This is a genomic window from Clostridium brassicae (genome assembly GCF_026738875.1).
GTDB lineage: Bacteria > Bacillota > Clostridia > Clostridiales > Clostridiaceae > Clostridium_H > Clostridium_H brassicae.
The window spans coordinates 120,207-140,819 of sequence record NZ_JAPQFJ010000009.1 but is presented as its reverse complement, the minus strand read 5'-3'; the positions used below and the strand labels follow the sequence as shown (position 1 = coordinate 140,819).

Below are 20,613 nucleotides of genomic sequence, written 5' to 3'. Positions count from 1 at the left end.
ATATTTTTAAAAATTTTTCTTAAAATAATAATTTATGTTTAATAATTTCTTATAAAACTATATTTTTGAATTTGTTCTATAATTTTATTACAATTTATTTGATTATAATACAAATTATGATATAATTTGTTTTGGAAAAAATTATTAATATTAATTTCTTTGTTATGAAATTATAAATTTTTTAAAAAAGAAAGGGTAAATTTATGAGAAAGATACTTATTTTATGTTTAAGCTTATGCTTATTCATGTTAACTGGCTGTGGTTCATCTAAGAAAGTTAAAAAACTTACACCAGAAGACATCAAAACCTATACTTCACAAATGAAAAAAGATCCACTATCTGGAGATATTACCTTAAACGGAATAAAGTACTCCCTACCTGTTAAAGCACAGAGCTTAGTAGAAAATGGATGGAAATTTAATGACTATGCAGATAAAGGAAAACCTTTAAAAAATTATTATTACACAGACTCTGTTTATATGGATGATGGAAAAAAAGGTGAAGATACTCGTATTACAGTAACACTTTATAATACAAGCGGTTCTGAAGTAAAATTTGATGATGCTATGTTAGGCGCCATTAAAATAAAAAATATCCCTGATTACAAAAATACTGTAGTATTACCAAAAGGTATCACTCTAACCTCAACATATGATAATGTTATTAGTATTTATGGTACTCCAAAAGTTGATTATATGAAACAAATGGGATGGATATCTTATTCTATTAGCGATCTCGGTAAATTTGGACAAGAACTTCGTATTGATTTTGATAAAAATACTAAAGTTATTAAATCCATATACTTGAAAAACATACCAAAATAAATACAATCATTACATTTTCAGTCCTATCACTACATTCTATTGAATTAAAAATGAAGAAATAAGGCCTGCATTTTTTATACAGTCCTTATTTCTTCATTTTTTAAGTAGTGTATTATTTATGATTTTAACTATATTTTCAATATTATCATTTATAAAGAAATGGTTACCATCAAAATTATAAATATTAAATTCAGCACTTGTGAGTAATTTCCAATTCACTATTTCATTTATAGTAATATCATCTTCTTTTCCATTTAAAATAGAAACATTGCATTCAATTTTATCATTTCTATGAGTATAAATATAATTATTTAATAATTTAAAATCACTACGAAGTATTGGAATAAATATCTCTAATAACTCCTTATTTTCAGATACTTCTTTTGGAGTACCTCCTAATTCTATGATTTTAGCAATAAACTCATTGTTTGGTAATGTATAAATATCGTCATTCATTTCTTTTATATTGGGAGCGCCATATCCTGAAAAAAATATATGCCTAGGCTCTTTTAAGCCATTCTCTTTAATTTTATAGTATAGCTCATATGCTAAAAGACTTCCCATACTATGTCCATATATTGCGTAGTCATCCTCATATAATTTATTTTTAATATTATCAAAGATATCATCAATTGCTTCATCTAAACTTTCATAAAATTCTTCATAAAATCTTTTACCTCGCCCTTTTAATGATATAGGGCATAATTTTATTGAAGGGTTTAAATATTTTGTCCAGTTAAAATATATATCCTCAGAACCTCCTGCATATGGTAAGCAAAATAATAACATAATTATATATTCTCCTTTTTAATTAATTTTAAAAAATAGTCGATTATTTCATTTTGATTTAATATTTTAATATAAAAACGTTCATTATTTAATCTGCATATTGATAATTTATATCCTGGCAAAATGTTTATTTGATTAAATATGTTATTAGTGCAACAGTTATTATCAATAGCTTTGATACTACCATCATCATCAAAAAAAATAGTAAATGAATCTAAAGGAATTGATAATCCTTTTCCATTAAATTTTATATAAGATTCTTTTAATGTCCATATATCATAAAATCTCTCTAAGCTTTCTTGTTTGTTTGGTCGCATAATATACTTTAACTCTTTATTAGTAAAAAAGTTTTCAGCTATATCAAAATAATCGATATTTTTTATTTTTTCAATATCGATTCCCACTTTCTGTTTACTAATTGCAACAGCAACATATTCTCCTGAGTGCGATATATTAAAATGAAAATTTTTAATCTTTTCCACATATGGCTTGCCATATATATTTTTATTAAAACAAATACTTTCATTTCTAATATTAAAATGCTTAATAAGCTGAATCCTTATTATGATATCAGCAACTATAGTTTGAATTTTATCATTTTTATTTAAAAGTTTGTTAGCTTTGCTTCTTTTTTCACAACTAATATGTTCACATAATTTCTTTAATTTTACATCTATTATGTCTAAATTTTTAACAATAACAATATCCATAAATTACTTTTAACTCCTTTCTTTACATTATTTATATACAAGAAAATATAGCACTGATTTTCTCTTTAAAAAGAAGATTTACATTATAATAATGATAATAAACATAGCATTAGTTTATAAATGTAACTTGTCTACTATATTTTTTAAGTATATTATAAATTTAGAATTTAAAAGCTCTGAACCATTAAGGTTAACAGAGCCTTTATTTTAACTTATACTACATAATCAATATAACTATCTAAAAGAGTAGTAAATGCCGTTGCTCCATTATAGTTTAAATGTGCTACATCTTGATAATACTCATTATTAGAACTTATCTCCTTACACTCTTTAAAATTTAAATATTTAAAATTATACTTATTTTTTAAATAATAAATGAACTCTTCAAATTCTGCTTTCCAATGGGCATATTTTGTTTTATGAGATTCTTCCACGGTTTCATATCTTGGAATCATTACAGCATAAATCTTTATATTAGGATTTATTTTATATAAAAGCTTTAATGTTTTCTCAAAATGAATTTTATTTTCTTCAATTGTTTTATCATAGCGATTACTACCATACTTAGGCATATTGTCTGGCATACAATAGTCATTAAAACCTTTTTCTACTGTTTTACTTCTTTGCTCTGGAGAAGCAAAATCTCTAAACATCTTAACTTCCGAATTTCCGTAAATATTTTCAAAGAGTTCATCTCTTACATTTCTTTCTTCAACACTTAACGGTCTAATAATTCTGCAATTTATTTTAGCAAGTTCTTCTTCTACAGTTAAAGTAAAATTTCTATTGTTTTCATAATTATGATAATCTAAATTGTAACCTCCCCAAGATAAATAGTTAATTATATCAGATGTCAAAGAAACATCATAATTAAAATAATTATAATCAAAAACATCTAATATAGCATATTTTAAATTTTTAATTTTATCTAAATAATTTTCCATACAATATTCTAAAGTCTTCAAATTATAATATATATCTTGACTAGATACTGCTAGGTTACAAAAATCACCTTTTAAATACTGGGGATTAATTCCTAAGGCAGAATGTGATACCCCTAAAATAACCCCATCGTACCCATTCTTATTATTAGGATTTTGCATAACTCTATCTACTTTCTGAGTTGATATTCCATTGTTATACAAATGATAAAAATCAACTATTTTTGATGAATCAATCTTATATTTTGCAATTAAATACTTTGTAATAACTTTACAAGCTTTTGCATTATCAATTGCCAATATTATATAATCATACTCAACAGAATTTAATTCCTCTAATTTATAAAATCTAAAATTATTAAAACTTTGAATATTCGAATTATTATCTGTATAACCTATAATTTTATGAGTATCCTTTAATTTACTTTCAATGAACTTACTTTTACTTCCTAATCCATATATAATAATTTTCATATTACCTCCGCTTTTTACACTATACCAAAAATTTTCTTTATATTATTAGCAATATTTTCTTTTTTTACTTCTCTTTTTGTATATACTAGACATTGTATCTCCAATACATTTTTACCTATATACATAGAAATTTCTTCAGGTATCTCATCTACACCATATCTACCAATAACCTTAACTGTATTATTTTTGCAGTTATTATAATAAGTATTAGAATCTTCAGTAATTACATTTATACTTAATTGTTTAAATATATTAGATTCTGTTGGTACCTTTTCTTTGTATAACTCATAACTTTCACTTGAATTAATATTCATTTTTTCTTGTTTACCCCATCTTTGTACTTTCCCTGTGTTAATATCATACAAACATGGGATAGTGTCAGCATATAAACCTAATGTATTTAATGTTTTTGTTTCACGTGCATGATAAATCATAGTAAATGGTATTTGTGTAATTTCTTTAATATTTATAATTTTATAATATTTATCTAATATCCACTTAATTGGACTTTCTAGTATTTCTTTTTTCTCAAGTTGATTTATTTGCCTTGTTATTAGAACCTTATAAACATAATCATAATTATTTTTAATCTTCTTCATATAATTTTCAACATTGTGTTCAATGTTTTCTATTAAATCGTACATTTCTACTGATTTAGAATTATTTCTTTTCCTATTTACGTACTCGTAATACGTTTCCTCAGGAACAAAAGAATTTTTATAATTTAGCAGCGTATTCTTAACCATATCTAAAAGCACTTGAGATGTAAAGAAATCCCAAAGAACATGATTTACATAGAAAAATATTAAATGATGATTATTATCTTTTTCTATAGTAATAACTTTGGATAACAACTTACTTGTTTCAAACAATTCTTTACACTCAAAAATTCCTCCTATGTTATTATAAACTTCATCATATTCACTCTTATTGAAGTAAGGTATATACCAATCTCTTTTAGATACTTCTATCAAAACATTATCTTTGTTATTATATATTGTGCGTAGCGCAGCTTGTGCATTTATAATATTTTTTATAGCATTTAATATTTGTTCTTTTGATACTTCTCCTATTATTTCTATACCTAATGCTGATATAAATGGTGTATTTTTATTTAAAAAGTCTTGTTGAACCTTTAGTGGAACATACTCTCTGGATTTTACAGCATTTTCTATGTTCCTATTATATTTATTTAGTTCCTTATAAACATTAGAATTAATAAAATCTTCTTTCATTTCTTTAGGAACATTAATCTTATTTATTAATATCTGATTTTCATTTTTTATTTTTTCACCACCATATTCATCACTTATTGTACATAAATTTTCTGCCAACATTTTGACTGTATTACTTCTTTTGATAATATTGAATGTTACATTAAAGCCTTCTTTTCTTAATGAAGAAATCAATCTTAATAACTTCATTGAATCTCCACCAAGTTCAAAGAAATTATCTTGTAATCCAACTTTCTTAACTTCTAAAATTTCTGCAAATATACTGCAAATTATTTTTTCTTTTTCATTTCGTGGTGCAATATATTCTTCTTTGCTTTCTTTAGCTATATCTGGTAATGCTCGTTTATCTAATTTGCCATTTCTATTTACTGGTATCTTTTCTATCTGCATCATATATGTTGGTATCATATATTCTGGTAATTCTTTATGAATTTCTTTCTTAATTTTCTTAATGTCTATATTTATATTAGAAACTATATAGCTATAAATAGCTTTTTCACCACTTACATTTTCTCTTACTATAACAGCTACATCTTCTACATAATCAATTCTACGTAATACATTTGAAATTTCTCCAAGTTCAATTCTGAATCCTCTTATCTTAACCTGTTCATCAATACGTCCCAAATATTCTATATTTCCACTAGAAAGCCATCTTGCTAAATCTCCTGTTCTATATAACTTTCCTTTTCCATATGGATTATTAATAAATTTTTCTGCTGTAAGTTCAGGTTTATTTAAATATCCTTTAGTTACCCCATCTCCCGCAATACATAATTCTCCTGGAACATCAATACCACAAAGATCTAATCCTTGAAGTATATAAATTTGTGTATTCGCAATAGGTTGTCCTATAGGAATATCATTTTCTGATATATTTCGTGATAACTCATTAGCTGTTGACCATATAGTAGTTTCTGATGGTCCATATACATTTTCTACTACTGCATTTGTATATTCATGCAACTTATTTACTATATCACTTTCTACTTTTTCCCCTCCAACCATAATATATTTAAGAGAATTAAGTTTTTTAAGTTTTTCTGGTTGTGATAATAATATCTTTATTCTACTTGGTGTGGTTTGCAATATTTCAATACTATTTCTTTCAATAAAAGAGCTTAAATATTCAACATCTTCTTGCTCATCACTATTTGCTATAAATGTAGTCATTCCATTTGCAAATACTAATATTATTTCCGTTCCAAAAATATCAAATGACATATTAGTAACAGATCCCATATTATTCAATTTCCTATTAAACACGCCGGACACTGTACTCTTTTCATTGTTAGAACAATAATTAACCATATTACTATGCTTAACCATTACTCCCTTTGGTTTTCCAGTAGTTCCTGAAGTATATATTAGATATAATAAATCATCTGGTCTATTTACTTTTTCTAAGTCTTTCAATTCACCTTCAAAAGATTTATTGTCACAAAGATTAATTGTTGGAATTTCTTTAGCTTGTACATCAGTCTTATATGTCAATAAAGCTTTTGGCTTACAGTCAGAAAGAATATAATTAATTCTCTTCTCTGGATGTTTAGGGTCAATTGGAACATATGCCCCACCAGCTTTTATAATTGCTAAAATTCCAATTACCATTTCCAAGCTTCGCTCTGCTGAAATTGCCACAAAATCATCTGGCTTTATTCCCATATCGCGTAACTTTTGAGCTAATATACTTGATTTTTCATTTAATTTCTTGTAAGTTAATCTTTCTTTTTCATACACTACTGCTATATTATTTGGATTCTTTCTCACCTGTTCCTCAAACATATCTATCACTGTTTTTTCTTTATCATATTCTACATAGGTATCATTGAACTTGTTTAAAATTAACTCTTTTTCTTCTTTTGTTGCAATCTCAATTTCTCCTATAAGACTCTCTGGATTATCTATTACTTTGTGGAGAACTTCTTTAAAATGAGCTAAGAATCTATTTACAGTTTCCTTCTTAAATAATGCTGTACAATATTCTGTACCTACAAAATAACCTCCTTCGTTACTTTCCATCATTACAGTAAGATCAAACTTGGATATTCTATGCTCTCCCCATATTTGCTCTATCATAACATTATCCATTGAAAAATTAACTTTTTCATTATTTTGTAGACTAAACATTACGTCAAATAATGGATTTCTAGAAAAATCTCTTCTAACTTCTACTGCCTCTACTAGTTCTTCAAAAGGATACTCTTGATTTTCATATGCCTTAAGACAACTTTCTTTTACTTCATCTACAAACTTGATAAAACTCTTTCCAGCTTGTGGTTTTTCTCTCATAACAAGTGTATTTATAAACATACCCATCATAGATTCCATATCTTTATTAGTTCTTCCTGATATAGGAGTTCCTACAACAATATCTTCTTGGCGAGTGTATTTATTTAAAACCACCATAAATGCTGATAAAAGCACAATATATTCTGTTGTTCCGGTAATATTACACAATTTTTTTATTCCGCTTTTTATTTCTTCTTCTATCACTATACTAGCTATTGCACCTTCATAACTTTGCTCAAATGGCCTCTTGTAATCATATGGAAGATCAATCACTGGAACCTCGTCTTCAAATTGACTTATCCAATATGCTTTCTGGCTATCTAAATTTCTTTTTCTCATCCATTCACTATAATCTTTGTATTGCAAATTGAGTTCTTCAAGTTTTCCTCCGTTGTAAAGGGTTGAAAATTCTTTAATAAAAATCCCCATACTCATTCCATCACTAATTATATGATGCATGTCTATAAGCAAATAATATTCTTTTTTACTCTTTACTACCTTCATTCTTATTAAATTTCCTTCATCTAAATTAAATGGCTTTATGAAATTTTTAAAAATTTCAGATACTTCATCCATACTTTCCTCATAAGAATAATCTGCCTCTATCTTGTCTAAAATCTTCTGTACAAGCTCTCCATCTTTTATTCCAAAACATGTTCTTAGTATTTCATGACGATCTATCATTTTTTGTAACGCCTTCTTTATATCATCTGCTCTTACTTTTCCTTCTAATTTATAACATAATGGCATATTATAAACTGTACTTTCTTTTTCCATTTGCCAAATTAAATAAATTCTTCTTTGTGCTGAAGACATTGAGTAATATTTCTTTTCTTCTGCCTTTGGTATAGACTCATTTTGTTTATTTCCATATTTATCTATATATCTTGCTATAGATTCTGCTGTCCTTTCTGAAAAAATTATCTTTATTGGTATCCTTACTCCAGTTTCGGCTTCAATTCTATTAACCACTTTTGTTGCTCTTAAAGAATGTCCCCCTACTTCAAAGAAATCATCATCTACACTTATCTTGTTTTCTCCAACAACTTCTTCAAAAATTCTAACAATGATTTTCTCTATTTCATTTCTTGGAGCAATATATTCCTCTCCACTTTCTTGGACTATATCAGATAATGCTCTCTTATCTAGTTTGCCATTTCTAGTTACTGGTATTTCTTCTATCTGCATCATATATGCTGGTATCATATACTCCGGTAATTTTTCACGGATTTCTTTTCTAATTTTCTTAAAATCTACATTTACATTAGAAACTACATAGGCATAAATGACTTTTTCACCACTATCATCTTCTCTTGCTATAACTGCTGCATCTTCTATACAGTCAATTTTACGTAATACATTTGCAATTTCTCCAAGTTCAACTCTAAATCCCCTTATCTTAACTTGTTCATCAATACGTCCTAAGTATTCTATGTTTCCATCCGGAAGCCACTTTGCTAAATCACCTGTTCTATACATTTTTTGTCCTGGTTCATATGGATTATCTATAAATTTTTCTGCTGTAAGTTCAGGTCTATTTAAATACCCTCTAGCAAGTCCATCTCCAGCTATACACAATTCTCCTGGTATTCCTATTCCACATAAGCTATATTTATCACAAATATATATTTTTTTATTATCTATCGGCTTTCCAATTGGAATTCTTCCTGGTACATTGTTCTTTTCATTGCAGAACCAATGAGTTGCACATACCGTTGCTTCTGTTGGACCATAAGAATTTAAATAAGTTCCTCCCCCTTCAATTGCTTTTGTTACAACATCCTTACTACTTTCCGAGCCAGCCGTAACAACTAGTCTTTGTCCTATTGTTTTTAATTGTTTATAATATTGCGGCGGCACTGCCATTATTGTAGTATTTTTAGCATATTCACTTGTAAAATCTAAATCCAACATTTTATCTTGATTAATTACATATAAAGTTGCTCCTGTTAATAAGGCCATTGTTATATCCCAAACAGAACCATCAAATGATATATTAGAAAACTGTAGTATTTTATCACTAGGGCTTACTTTAAGTGAATTAATAAAATATTCTCTTAAATTATTAACTGATTTATGTTCAATCATAACTCCTTTTGGTTTTCCGGTAGTCCCTGATGTATATATTAGATATAATAAATCATCTGGTCTATTTACTTTTTCTAAGTTTTTCAACTTACCTTCAAAAGATTCATTATCAGAAAGATCAATTACTGGAATTTCTTTAGCTCGTACATCTGCTTTATATATTAATAAAGCTTTTGGCTTACAGTCTGAAAGAATATATAGTATCCTTTCCTGTGGATATTTTGGATCAATTGGAACATATGCTCCTCCTGCTTTAATTACTCCTAAAATGCCTATTACCATCTCTAAACTTTTCTGTGCTGCAATTGCAACAAAATCATCTGGTTTTATTCCCATACCACGTAACTTTTGGGCTAATATATTGGCTTTTTCATTTAATTGTCTATAAGTTAATCTTTCCTTTTCATATATTACTGCTATATTATTTGGATTCTTTCTTACCTGTTCCTCAAAGATATCTACCACTGTTTTTTCTTTATCATACTGTACATAAGTATCATTGAACTTATTTAAAATTAAATCTTTTTCTTCTTTTGTTGCAATCTCAATTTCTCCTATAAAGCTTTCTGGACTATCTATTATTTTGTAGAGAACTTCTTTAAAATGAACTAAGAATCTATCTATAGTTTCCTTCTTAAACAGTTCTGTACAATACTCTGCACCTACAAAATACCCTTCTTCATTGCTCTCCATAAATACACTAAGATCAAACTTAGATATTGTATGTTCTTCCTTTATTGGACTTATCATAACATTATCCATTGAAAGATTAAATTTTTCATTATTTTGCAATCCGAATGTTACATCAAATAGTGGGTTTCTAGAAAAATCTCTTCTAACTTCTACCGTCTCTACTAATTCTTCAAAAGGATACTCTTGATTTTCATATGCCTTAAGACAATCTTCTTTTACTTCGCCTACAAACTGAATAAAAGTCTTTCCCGCTTCAGGTTTCTCTCTTATAGCAAGTGTATTTATAAACATCCCCATCATAGATTCCATGTCTTTATTAGTTCTTCCTGATATAGGAGTTCCTACAACTATATCTTCCTGATGAGTGTATTTATTTAAAGTCACCATAAATGCTGACAAAAGTACCATATATTCTGTTGTTCCAGTAATATTGCACAATTTTTTTATTCCACTTTTTATTTCTTTCTGCAGCTCAATACTAGTTATTGCACCTTTATAACTTTTTTCAAGTGGCCTCTTATAATCATATGGAAGATCAATTATTGGTGCTTCCTCTTCAAATCGGCTTACCCAGTATGCTTTTTGGTCATCTAAATTTCTTTTTATCATCCATTCACTATAATCTTTATATTGTAAATTAAGTTTTTCAACTTCTTCGCCACTATATAGAGTTGAAAATTCTTTAATGAAAATTCCCATACTCATTCCATCACTAACTATATGATGCATGTCTATAAGCAAATAATATTCTTTTTTACTCTTTACTACCTTCATTCTTATTAAATTTCCTTCATCTAAATTAAATGGCTTTATGAAATTTTTAAGAATTTCAGATACTTCATCTGTATTTTCCTCATAAGAATAGTCTACCTCTACCTTGTCTAAAATCTTCTGTACAAGCTCTCCATCTTTTGTTACAAAACGTGTTCTTAATATCTCATGACAATCTATCATTTTTTGTAATGAGTTCTTTATATCATCAATTCTTACTTTTCCTTCCAGCTTGTAGCATGCTGGCACATTGTAAGCTATGCTTTCTTTTTCCATCTGCCAAATTAAATACATTCTCTTTTGTGCTGAAGACATTGGATAGTATTCCTTTTCTTCTGCTTTTGGTATACACTCATATTCTTTATTTTCAGATTCTTCTATATATCTTGCTATAGATTCCGCTGTCCTCTCTGAAAAAATTATCTTTATTGGTATCCTTACTCCGGTGTCAGCTTCAATTCTATTAACTACTTTTGTCGCCCTTAAAGAATGGCCTCCTATTTCAAAGAAATCAGCATCTACACTTATCTTGTTTCCTCCAACGACCTCTTCAAAAATTCTAACAATATTGTTTTCCATTTCATTCCTTGGAGCAATATATTCCTCTCCACATTCTTGAACTATATCAGGTAATGCTCTCTTATCTAGTTTACCGTTTCTAGTTACTGGTATCTTTTCTATCTGCATTATGTATGCTGGTATCATATACTCTGGTAACTCTTTACGTATTTCTTTTCTAACTTCTTTAAAGTCTATATTTACATTAGAAACTACATAGCTGTAAATAGCTTTTTCGCCCCTTGCATCATCTCTGGCTATAACAGCTGCATCTTCTATATAATCAATTCTACGTAATACATTTGCGATTTCTTCAAGTTCAATTCTGAATCCTCTTATCTTAACTTGTTCATCAATACGTCCCAAACATTCTATGTTTCCATCTGGAAGCCATCTTGCTAAATCTCCTGTTCTATACATTTTTTGTCCTGGTTCATATGGATTATCTACAAATTTTTCTGATGTTAACTTTTCATTGTTTAAATATCCTCTTGTTAATCCAAATCCACTTATACAAAGCTCACCTTTAACACCTATAGGTAAAACTTTATTTTTTTCATCAATAATATATATTCTAGTGTTACTAATCGGTGTACCTATTAAAACTTTATTATTATTTTTGACAAATTTATATACAGTTGAACATACGCTATTTTCAGTAGGACCATATTCATTAAATAAATCTACTTTGGTAAATTTTTTAAAATGTTCTTTTATAAGTTCACTTGGAATACTTTCTCCAGCTACTGTAACGTTTCTTAAAGTTTTAACATTTTGCAAATCTACACTCAAAATAGAAGCATATAAACTTGGAGTTACTAAAAAATTAGTTATTTTTTCTTTTAACATTATATTTTTTAAATATTGTATGTCTAATCGTTTCTCTTCATTTATTAATACTAATTTTGCGCCTGAAATTAATGTAGTAAATATATCTTCTACAGAACTATCAAAGCTAAATGATGGTATTTGTAGTGTTGCATCATTTTCACTAAATTCATAATAATTTTTTCTCCAATATAACGTATTTAAAATATTTCTATTTTCGACCATTACTCCCTTAGGAGTTCCTGTAGTACCCGAAGTATATATAATATATGCTATATTTTTTGAACTATTTATATTATTTAAATTATTTAACTTTTTATCAAATAGTTGTTTTTTAGACATATCTAATATATTTCCATTGAAATCAATGTTGTCTAATAGTTTTGGTATACTTAATAATATATTCGTTTCACTATTTTTTAGCATATATTCTATCCTATTTTTTGGATGCTTCGGATCTATAGGTAAATATGCTGCTCCAGATTTTAATACTCCTATTATTGCCACTATCATTTCAATAGAACGTTCTAACATTATTCCGACTATTTTATCTGATCCAGCCCCATTTTTTCTTAATACCATAGCTAATGAATTTGCTTTTTCATTAAGTTCTTTATAAGTTATCTTTTCATTTTCAAACACAACAGCAATATTATTAGGTGCCTTTTTTACCTGTTCCTCGAATATATCCACTAACGTTTTTTCTCTATCATACTCTACATAGGTATCATTAAATTTATTTAAAATTAACTCTTTTTCATCTTTTGTTACAATATCAATTTCTCCTATAGTACTTTCTGGATTATCTATTATTTTGCAGAGAACTTCTTTAAAATGAGCTAACAATCTTTTTATAGTTTCTTTCTTAAATAATTCTGTACAATATTCTGCACTTACAAAATAATTATCTTCTCTACTTCCCATCATTAAAGTAATATCAAACTTGGATGTTGTATGTTCCACCTCTATTTGACTTATAATAATATCATTCATTAGAAGATTAAATTTCTCATTATTTTGTAAAACAAACATTACGTCAAATAAAGGATTTCTAGAAAAATCTCTTTTAACTTCTACTGCCTCTACTAATTCTTCAAAAGGATACTCTTGGTTTTCATATGCCTTAAGGCAACTTTCTTTTACTTCATCTATAAATTTAATAAAACTCTTTCCAGCTTCAGGTCTTTCTCTCATAGCAAGTGTATTTATAAACATACCCATCATAGATTCCATATCTTTATTAGTTCTTCCTGATATAGGAGTTCCTACAACAATATCTTCTTGATGAGTGTATTTACTCAAAGTTACCATAAATGCTGCTAAAAGTACCATATACTCTGTTGCTCCGGTAGTATTGCACAATCCCTTTATTCCACTTTTTATTTCTTTCTGCAGTTCAATACTAATTATTGCTCCTTCATAACTTTGTTTGGCTGGTCTATTATAATCATATGGAAGATCAATTACTGGTGCTTGCTCTTTAAATTGACTTACCCAATATGCTTTCTGGTCGTCTAAGTCTCTTTTTACCATCCATTCACTATAATCTTTGTATTGTAAATTAAGCCTTTCAAGTTCTTTGCCATTATATAATGTTGAAAATTCTTTAATGAAAATCCCCATACTCATTCCATCACTAACTATATGGTGCATATCTATAAGCAAATAGTATTCTTTTTTACTCTTTACTATCTTCGTTCTTATTAAATTACCTTTCTCTAAGTTAAATGGCTTTATAAACTTTTTAAGAATGTTAGATATGTCATCCATATTTTCTTCATATAAACAATCAATCTCTACCTTATCTAAAATTTTCTGTACCAATTCTCCATTTTTTGTTAGTAAGCATGTTCTTAATATTTCATGACGATTTATCATTTTCTGTAATGAATTCTTTATATCATCAACTCTTACTTTTCCTTCCAGTTTGTAACATGCTGGCATATTATAAGCTGTACTTTCTTTTTCCATCTGCCAAATTAAGTACATTCTCCTTTGTGCTGAAGACATTGGATAGTATTCCTTTTCTTCTGCTTTTGGTATAGACTCATATTCCTTATTTTCAGATTCTTCTATATATCTTGCTACCGATTCCGCTGTTCTCTCTGAAAAAATTATCTTTATTGGTATCCTTACTCCAGTTTCAGCCTCAATTCTATTAACTACTTTTGTTGCTCTTAAAGAATGTCCTCCTATTTCAAAAAAGTCAGCATCTACACTTATTTTATTTATTCCAATAACTTCCTGAAATATTTCAACAATAATTTTTTCTGTTTCATTTCTTGGCGCAATGTATTCTTCTTCACTTTCTTGAACTATCTCTGGTAATGCCTGCTTGTCTATCTTTCCACTTCTGTTTATTGGTATTTTTTCTATCTGCATCATATATGCTGGTATCATATACTCTGGTAATTCCTTACGTATTTCTTTTCTAATCTCCTTAAAATCTAAATTTATATTAGAAACTACATAGCTGTAAATTGCTTTTTCTCCTCTTGCATCATCTCTTGCTATAACAGCTGCATCTTCTATGTAGTCAATTTTACGTAATACATTTGCAATTTCTTCAAGTTCAATTCTAAATCCTCTTATCTTAACTTGTTCATCAATACGTCCCAAATATTCTATGTTTCCATCTGGAAGCCATCTCGCTAAATCTCCTGTACGATATAGCGTTCCTTCTCCATATGGATTATCTATAAACTTTTCTGCTGTAAGTTTAGGTCTATTTAAATAGCCCCTGGCAAGCCCCTCTCCTCCTATACATAATTCTCCTGGAATTCCTATTCCACATAAGCTTTCTTTATCACAAATGTATATTTTTTTATTATCTATTGGCTTTCCAATTGGAATCTTTTCTGGTACATTATCTATTTCATTACAGAACCAATGAGTTGCAATTACCGTTGCTTCTGTAGGACCATAAGCATTTAAATATGCTGCTCCCTCTCCAATTGCTTTTATTACAATATCTTTACTACTTTCTGACCCCCCCGTAACAACAAGCCTCTGTCCTGCTGTTTTTAGCTGCTGATAAAATTGTGGGGGCAATAACATTATTGTAGTATCTTTAGCATATTCACTCATAAAATCTGCGTCTACCATTTTATCTTGATTAATTACATGTAATGTGGCTCCTATTAATAAAGACATTGTTATATCCCAAATCGAAGCATCAAATGATATATTGGAGAACTGTAGTATTCTATCAGTAGGACTTACTTTAAGTGAATTAATAAAATATTCTCTTAAATTATTGACTGATTTATGTTCAATCATAACCCCTTTTGGTTTCCCAGTAGTTCCTGAAGTATATATTACATATAGCAAATCATTCGAACTATTCACCTTTTCCAAGTTTTCACACTCATCTTTAAAAAGTTTACTATCATTTAAATCAATTACAGGTATTCCATTAACTTTTATGTCTGTCTTATAGGTCAATAAAGCTTTTGGCTTACAATCTGAAAGTATATATTTTATTCTTTCTTTTGGATATTTGGGGTCAATTGGAACATATGCTCCTCCCGCCTTAATTACTCCTAAAATTCCTATTATCATCTCTAGGCTCTTCTGCACTGTGATTGCTACAAAATCATCTGGTTTTATTCCCATACCACGTAATTTTTGGCCTAATATGTTTACTTTTTCATTTAATTCTTTATAAGTTAATTGCTGATCTTCATAAACCACCGCTATATTGTTTGGGTTCTTTCTTACCTGCTCCTCAAAGACATCTACTACTGTTTTTTCTTTATCATATTCTATATAAGTATTATTAAATTTATTTAAAATTAAATCTTCTTCTTGTTTTGTTATAACCTGGATTTCTCCTATAAGAACCTCTGGATTATCTATTACTTTACAAAGAACTTCTTTAAAATGAACTAAAAATCTATTTACAGTTTCTCTCTTAAATAATGTTGTACAATATTCCGCACCTACAAAATATTTATCTTCTCCACTTTCCATCATAATACTAAGATCAAACTTGGATATTCTATGTTCTCCCCATATTTGATCTATCATAAGATTATCCATTGAAAGATTCACTTTTTCATTGTTCTGTAAACTAAACATTACATCAAATAATGGATTCCTAGAAAAATCTCTTCTAACTTCTACTGACTCTACTAGTTCTTCAAAAGGATATTCCTGATTTTCATATGCCTTAAGACAACTTTCTTTTACTTCACCTACAAACTTAATAAAACTCTTTCCAGCTTCAGGTTTTTCTCTCATAGCAAGTGTATTTATAAACATACCCATCATAGATTCCATATCTTTATTAGTTCTTCCTGATATAGGAGTTCCTACAACAATATCTTCTTGACGAGTATATTTATTTAAAACTACCATAAATGCTGATAAAAGTACCATATATTCTGTTGTACCGGTAATATTACATAATTCTTTTATTCCACCTTTTATTTCTTTCGGCAGCTCAATACTAGTTATTGCTCCTTTATAACTTTTCTCAAATGACCTTTTGTAATCATATGGAAGATCAATTACTGGTACTTCCTCTTCAAATTGACTTACCCAGTATGCTTTTTGATCATCTAATTTTCTCATTCTTGCCCATTCACTATAATCCTTGTATTGTAAATCAAGATCTTCAAGATCTCCACCATTATAAAGAATCGAAAATTCTTTAATAAAAATCCCCATACTCATTCCATCACTAACTATATGATGCATGTCTATAAGCAAATAGTATTCTTTTTTACTCTTTACTACCTTCATTCTCACTAAATTGCCTTTATCTAAATTAAATGGCTTTGTGAACCTTTGAAGTATTTCAGATACGTCATCTATACTTTCCTCATAAGAATAGTCTGCCTCTCTCTTGTCTAAAATCTTCTGTACAAACTCTCCATCTTTTGTTATAAAACGTGTTCTTAATATCTCATGGCGTTCTATCATTTCTTGTAACGCCTTCTTTATATCATCTACTCTTACATTACCTTCTAACTTATAACATAATGGCATATTATAAACTGTACTTTCTTTTTCCATCTGCCAAATTAAATACATTCTCTTTTGGGCTGAAGACATTTTATAATATTCCTTTTTTTCTGCTTTTGGTATAGACTCATATTCTTTATTTTCAGCTTCTTCTATATACCTTGCTATAGATTCTGCTGTTCTCTCTGAAAAAATTATCTTTATTGGTATTCTTATTCCAGTTTCAGCTTCAATTCTATTTGCTACTTTTATTGCCCTTAAAGAGTGTCCTCCTATTTCAAAAAAATCAGCATCTACACTTATTTTGTTTCCTCCAACAACTTCTTCAAAAATTTTAACAATAACTCTTTCTATTTCATTCATTGGAGCAATATATTCTTCTCCGCTTTCTTGAACTATATCGGGTAATGCTCTCTTATCCAGTTTACCATTTCTAGTTACTGGTATCTTTTCTATCTGCATCATGTATGCTGGTATCATATACTCTGGTAATTCTTTACGAATTTCTTTTCTAACTTCCTTAAAGTCTATATTTACATTAGAAACTACGTAGCTGTAAATAGCTTTTTCACCTCTTGCATCATCTCTTGCTATGACAGCTGCATCCTCTATATAATCAATTCTACGTAATACATTTGCAATTTCTTCAAGTTCAATTCTAAATCCTCTTATCTTAACTTGCTCATCAATACGCCCTAAGTATTCTATACTCCCATCTGGAAGCCATCTTGCCAAGTCCCCTGTTTTGTACATTTTTTGACCTAACTTATATGGATTGTCTATGAATTTTTTATTTGTTAATTCTCTATTATTTAAATATCCTCTAGCTAATCCATCACCACTTATATATAATTCTCCTGCAATACCAATTGGAAGTAATTTATTTTGTTCATCTAATATATAAACCTCATAGTTGTTTAATGGTTTTCCTATAGGAATATCTTCAAATCTATTTATATTATTTATATCTATATTTTGACAAGTGGTATCAACACAGCATTCAGTTGGTCCATATACATTTGTTATACTAATTTTATTTGTTTTTAATTTGCTATATATTTTTTTTACTGTATCTTTTAAAAGTTTATCTCCACCAATTATCATATTCTTTAATTTTAATTTACTATTTCCTAATAAGTTAGAATTACTTATCATTGATAAATGTATTGGAGTACCATCTGTTATATCTATTTGTTTATCTAAATAAAATCTTACTAAATCATCTCCATGCATTATGCTGTTATTATCAACAATATATAATGTATTTCCTAATAACGAAGAAGCAAAAATTTGTTTAACTGATGCATCAAAAGCATAATTAGCTACTAAAGCTACTTTTAAATTACCACCATATTTACTATAAATACAATCTTTCAATGCATATATTAAGTTAACTGCGCTTTTATGTTCTACCATAACTCCTTTAGGATTTCCTGTAGTACCTGAAGTATATATAATATATGCTAGATCTTTTGAATGACTTACATTATCTAGGTTGTCCATCTCTTTATTAAAAATTTCTTTGTTAGACATATCTAATACATTTCCACAAAAATTTATATTATCCAATAACCTTGGCAAACTTAATAATATATTGGTTTCACTGTTTTTTAGCATATACTCTATTCTATTTCTTGGATATTTAGGGTCTATCGGTAAATAAGCTGCTCCAGATTTTAATATTCCAATTATTGCTATTATCATTTCAATAGAACGTTCTACCATTATACCAACTATTTTATCTACTCCAGCGCCATTTTCTCTTAATATTCTAGCTAATGAATTTGCTTTCTCATTAAGCTCTTTATAAGTTATCTTTTTATTTTCAAATACAACGGCAATGTTATTTGGCACCTTTTTTACCTGTTCTTCAAACATATCTACTAATGTTTTTTCTTTATCATATTCTACATAAGTATCATTAAATTTATTTAAAATAAGATTTTTTTCCTCTTGACTTAGAATTGAAATCTCATTTATTCTTTTATTATCACTAAGAACATCTTTAAGAATTAATTTAAACTGATTACAAATTTTTTGTACAGTTTCTCTATAGAATAAATCTGAATTATACTCAAAAGATCCAAAGATTCCATTTTCATTATCTTCAATCTGCAATGTAACATCAAAAGAAGATTTTTTGCTACCTAGTGCGTATTCTTCTACTTTTAAATCTTGTAACTCCAACTTTATTTTTTGCGTATTTTGATAAGAATACATTAGTTGAAAAAAAGGATTTCTATTACTATCTCTTAATGGATTAATTTTTTCTACTAATTGATCAAAAGGAAACTCTTCATTATCATATGCTTCCAATGTCGTATTTCTTACCTTTTCAAGTAATTCTGAAAATTTCATATTTCCATCTACTTCAGTGCTTAAAACTATTGTATTTACAAAAAATCCAATGATATTCTCTATTCCATCAACTTTTCTATTAGCAACTGCTGTTCCTACAGCAATATTATTTTTCTTTGTATACTTATAAATTAAACATTTAAACACAGATAATAAAACTGTATTAACTGTACAATTACATTCAGATGAATACTTCCTTAAATTCTTTACAATATCATTATCTAATTCAAAGAATACTACATCTCCACTATTTGTTAACATTGATGGACGTTTTTTATCAAGTGGGAATTCAACATTTTGATCAATATTTTCTAATTTATCCTTCCAATAATTAAATTGTTTCTCCATTTTATTTTTAGATAATTGTTTCCTTTGCCACTTTGCATAGTCTGCATATTGAACTGTTTTTTCTTTATTTAAAGGACATTTCCCATTACATAAGCTGTTATATTTCTCAGATAAATTCCTATAAAAAACACCCATAGACCAACCATCAAATATAATATGATGAATTACAGTTATAAACAATCTTTCTTCTGGTCCTATTTCAATTAATATAAATCTAACTAAAGGTCCATTTTCTAAATCGAAAGGTTTGTAAGATTCCTCTTTACAAACTCTTGCTAATTCATTTTCAATAACTTTTGAATCAATATTTGATAAGTTAATATATTTTATTTTCTCATTGAAATTTGGTTCGATTATTTGCATTAATTCATCATCTATATATTGAAATCTAGTTCTTAAAGCTTCTTGCTCCATACCTATTTCATTAATAGCTGCTTGAAGCAAATCTATTTTTAAATCACCATAAATACGAAATCCAAAATGAATATTATAAGCAATACTCTCAGGATCCAATTTATGTATAAACCATAACCTTCTTTGTTCGTATGATGAAAGAAAATAATTTTTTCCTTTTTTTCTTGATAGTATTTCTATTGAATTTGATGCTATTTTATTCTTTTTTTTCTTTTCTAATATAGTCTTTAGTAAGGATCTTTTTTGTAATTCTTGCTCTTTTTTGCTCTCCATACTCATTTATCCCCCCAAATAGTAAATCTAACCTGTTATTTTATATGAA

The 20,613-nt window shown here is 27.9% G+C and carries 5 protein-coding genes; 1 reads left to right on the top strand and 4 read right to left on the bottom strand.

The window, feature by feature from the left end; all coding sequences use genetic code 11:
• Positions 1–203: 203 nt before the first annotated feature.
• On the top strand, positions 204–824 hold the full coding sequence (locus OW729_RS10310) for a hypothetical protein (protein ID WP_268061420.1): 621 nt from the start codon (positions 204–206) through the stop codon (positions 822–824).
• A gap of 93 nt (positions 825–917) precedes the next feature.
• Here the strand turns inward: OW729_RS10310 and OW729_RS10305 are convergent, their stop codons facing one another.
• The 4 genes from OW729_RS10305 to OW729_RS10290 form a co-directional block, all read right to left on the bottom strand.
• Positions 918–1,613 (bottom strand): thioesterase II family protein, encoded by a 696-nt coding sequence (locus OW729_RS10305; RefSeq protein ID WP_268061419.1) that lies wholly within the window; start codon positions 1,611–1,613, stop codon positions 918–920.
• Positions 1,614–1,615: 2 nt separating this feature from the next.
• Entirely contained in the window at positions 1,616–2,323 is a 708-nt protein-coding gene (locus OW729_RS10300; protein WP_268061418.1) for a 4'-phosphopantetheinyl transferase family protein, read from the bottom strand.
• A gap of 212 nt (positions 2,324–2,535) precedes the next feature.
• Positions 2,536–3,738 carry an SGNH/GDSL hydrolase family protein gene (locus OW729_RS10295; protein WP_268061417.1) on the bottom strand — a complete coding sequence of 401 codons (1,203 nt, stop codon included), beginning with the start codon at positions 3,736–3,738 and terminating at the stop codon, positions 2,536–2,538.
• Positions 3,739–3,752: 14 nt separating this feature from the next.
• The gene (locus OW729_RS10290) at positions 3,753–20,564 is read right to left on the bottom strand and encodes a non-ribosomal peptide synthetase (protein WP_268061416.1); all 16,812 of its coding nucleotides are present in this window, start codon (positions 20,562–20,564) and stop codon (positions 3,753–3,755) included.
• Positions 20,565–20,613 lie beyond the last annotated feature (49 nt).

Coding starts and splice junctions, on each gene's coding strand:
- OW729_RS10290 (WP_268061416.1), bottom strand. CDS start 20,564: ATGGAGAGCAAAAAAGAGCAAGAATTACAAAAAAGATCCTTACTAAAG.
- OW729_RS10305 (WP_268061419.1), bottom strand. CDS start 1,613: ATGTTATTATTTTGCTTACCATATGCAGGAGGTTCTGAGGATATATAT.
- OW729_RS10295 (WP_268061417.1), bottom strand. CDS start 3,738: ATGAAAATTATTATATATGGATTAGGAAGTAAAAGTAAGTTCATTGAA.
- OW729_RS10300 (WP_268061418.1), bottom strand. CDS start 2,323: ATGGATATTGTTATTGTTAAAAATTTAGACATAATAGATGTAAAATTA.
- OW729_RS10310 (WP_268061420.1), top strand. CDS start 204: ATGAGAAAGATACTTATTTTATGTTTAAGCTTATGCTTATTCATGTTA.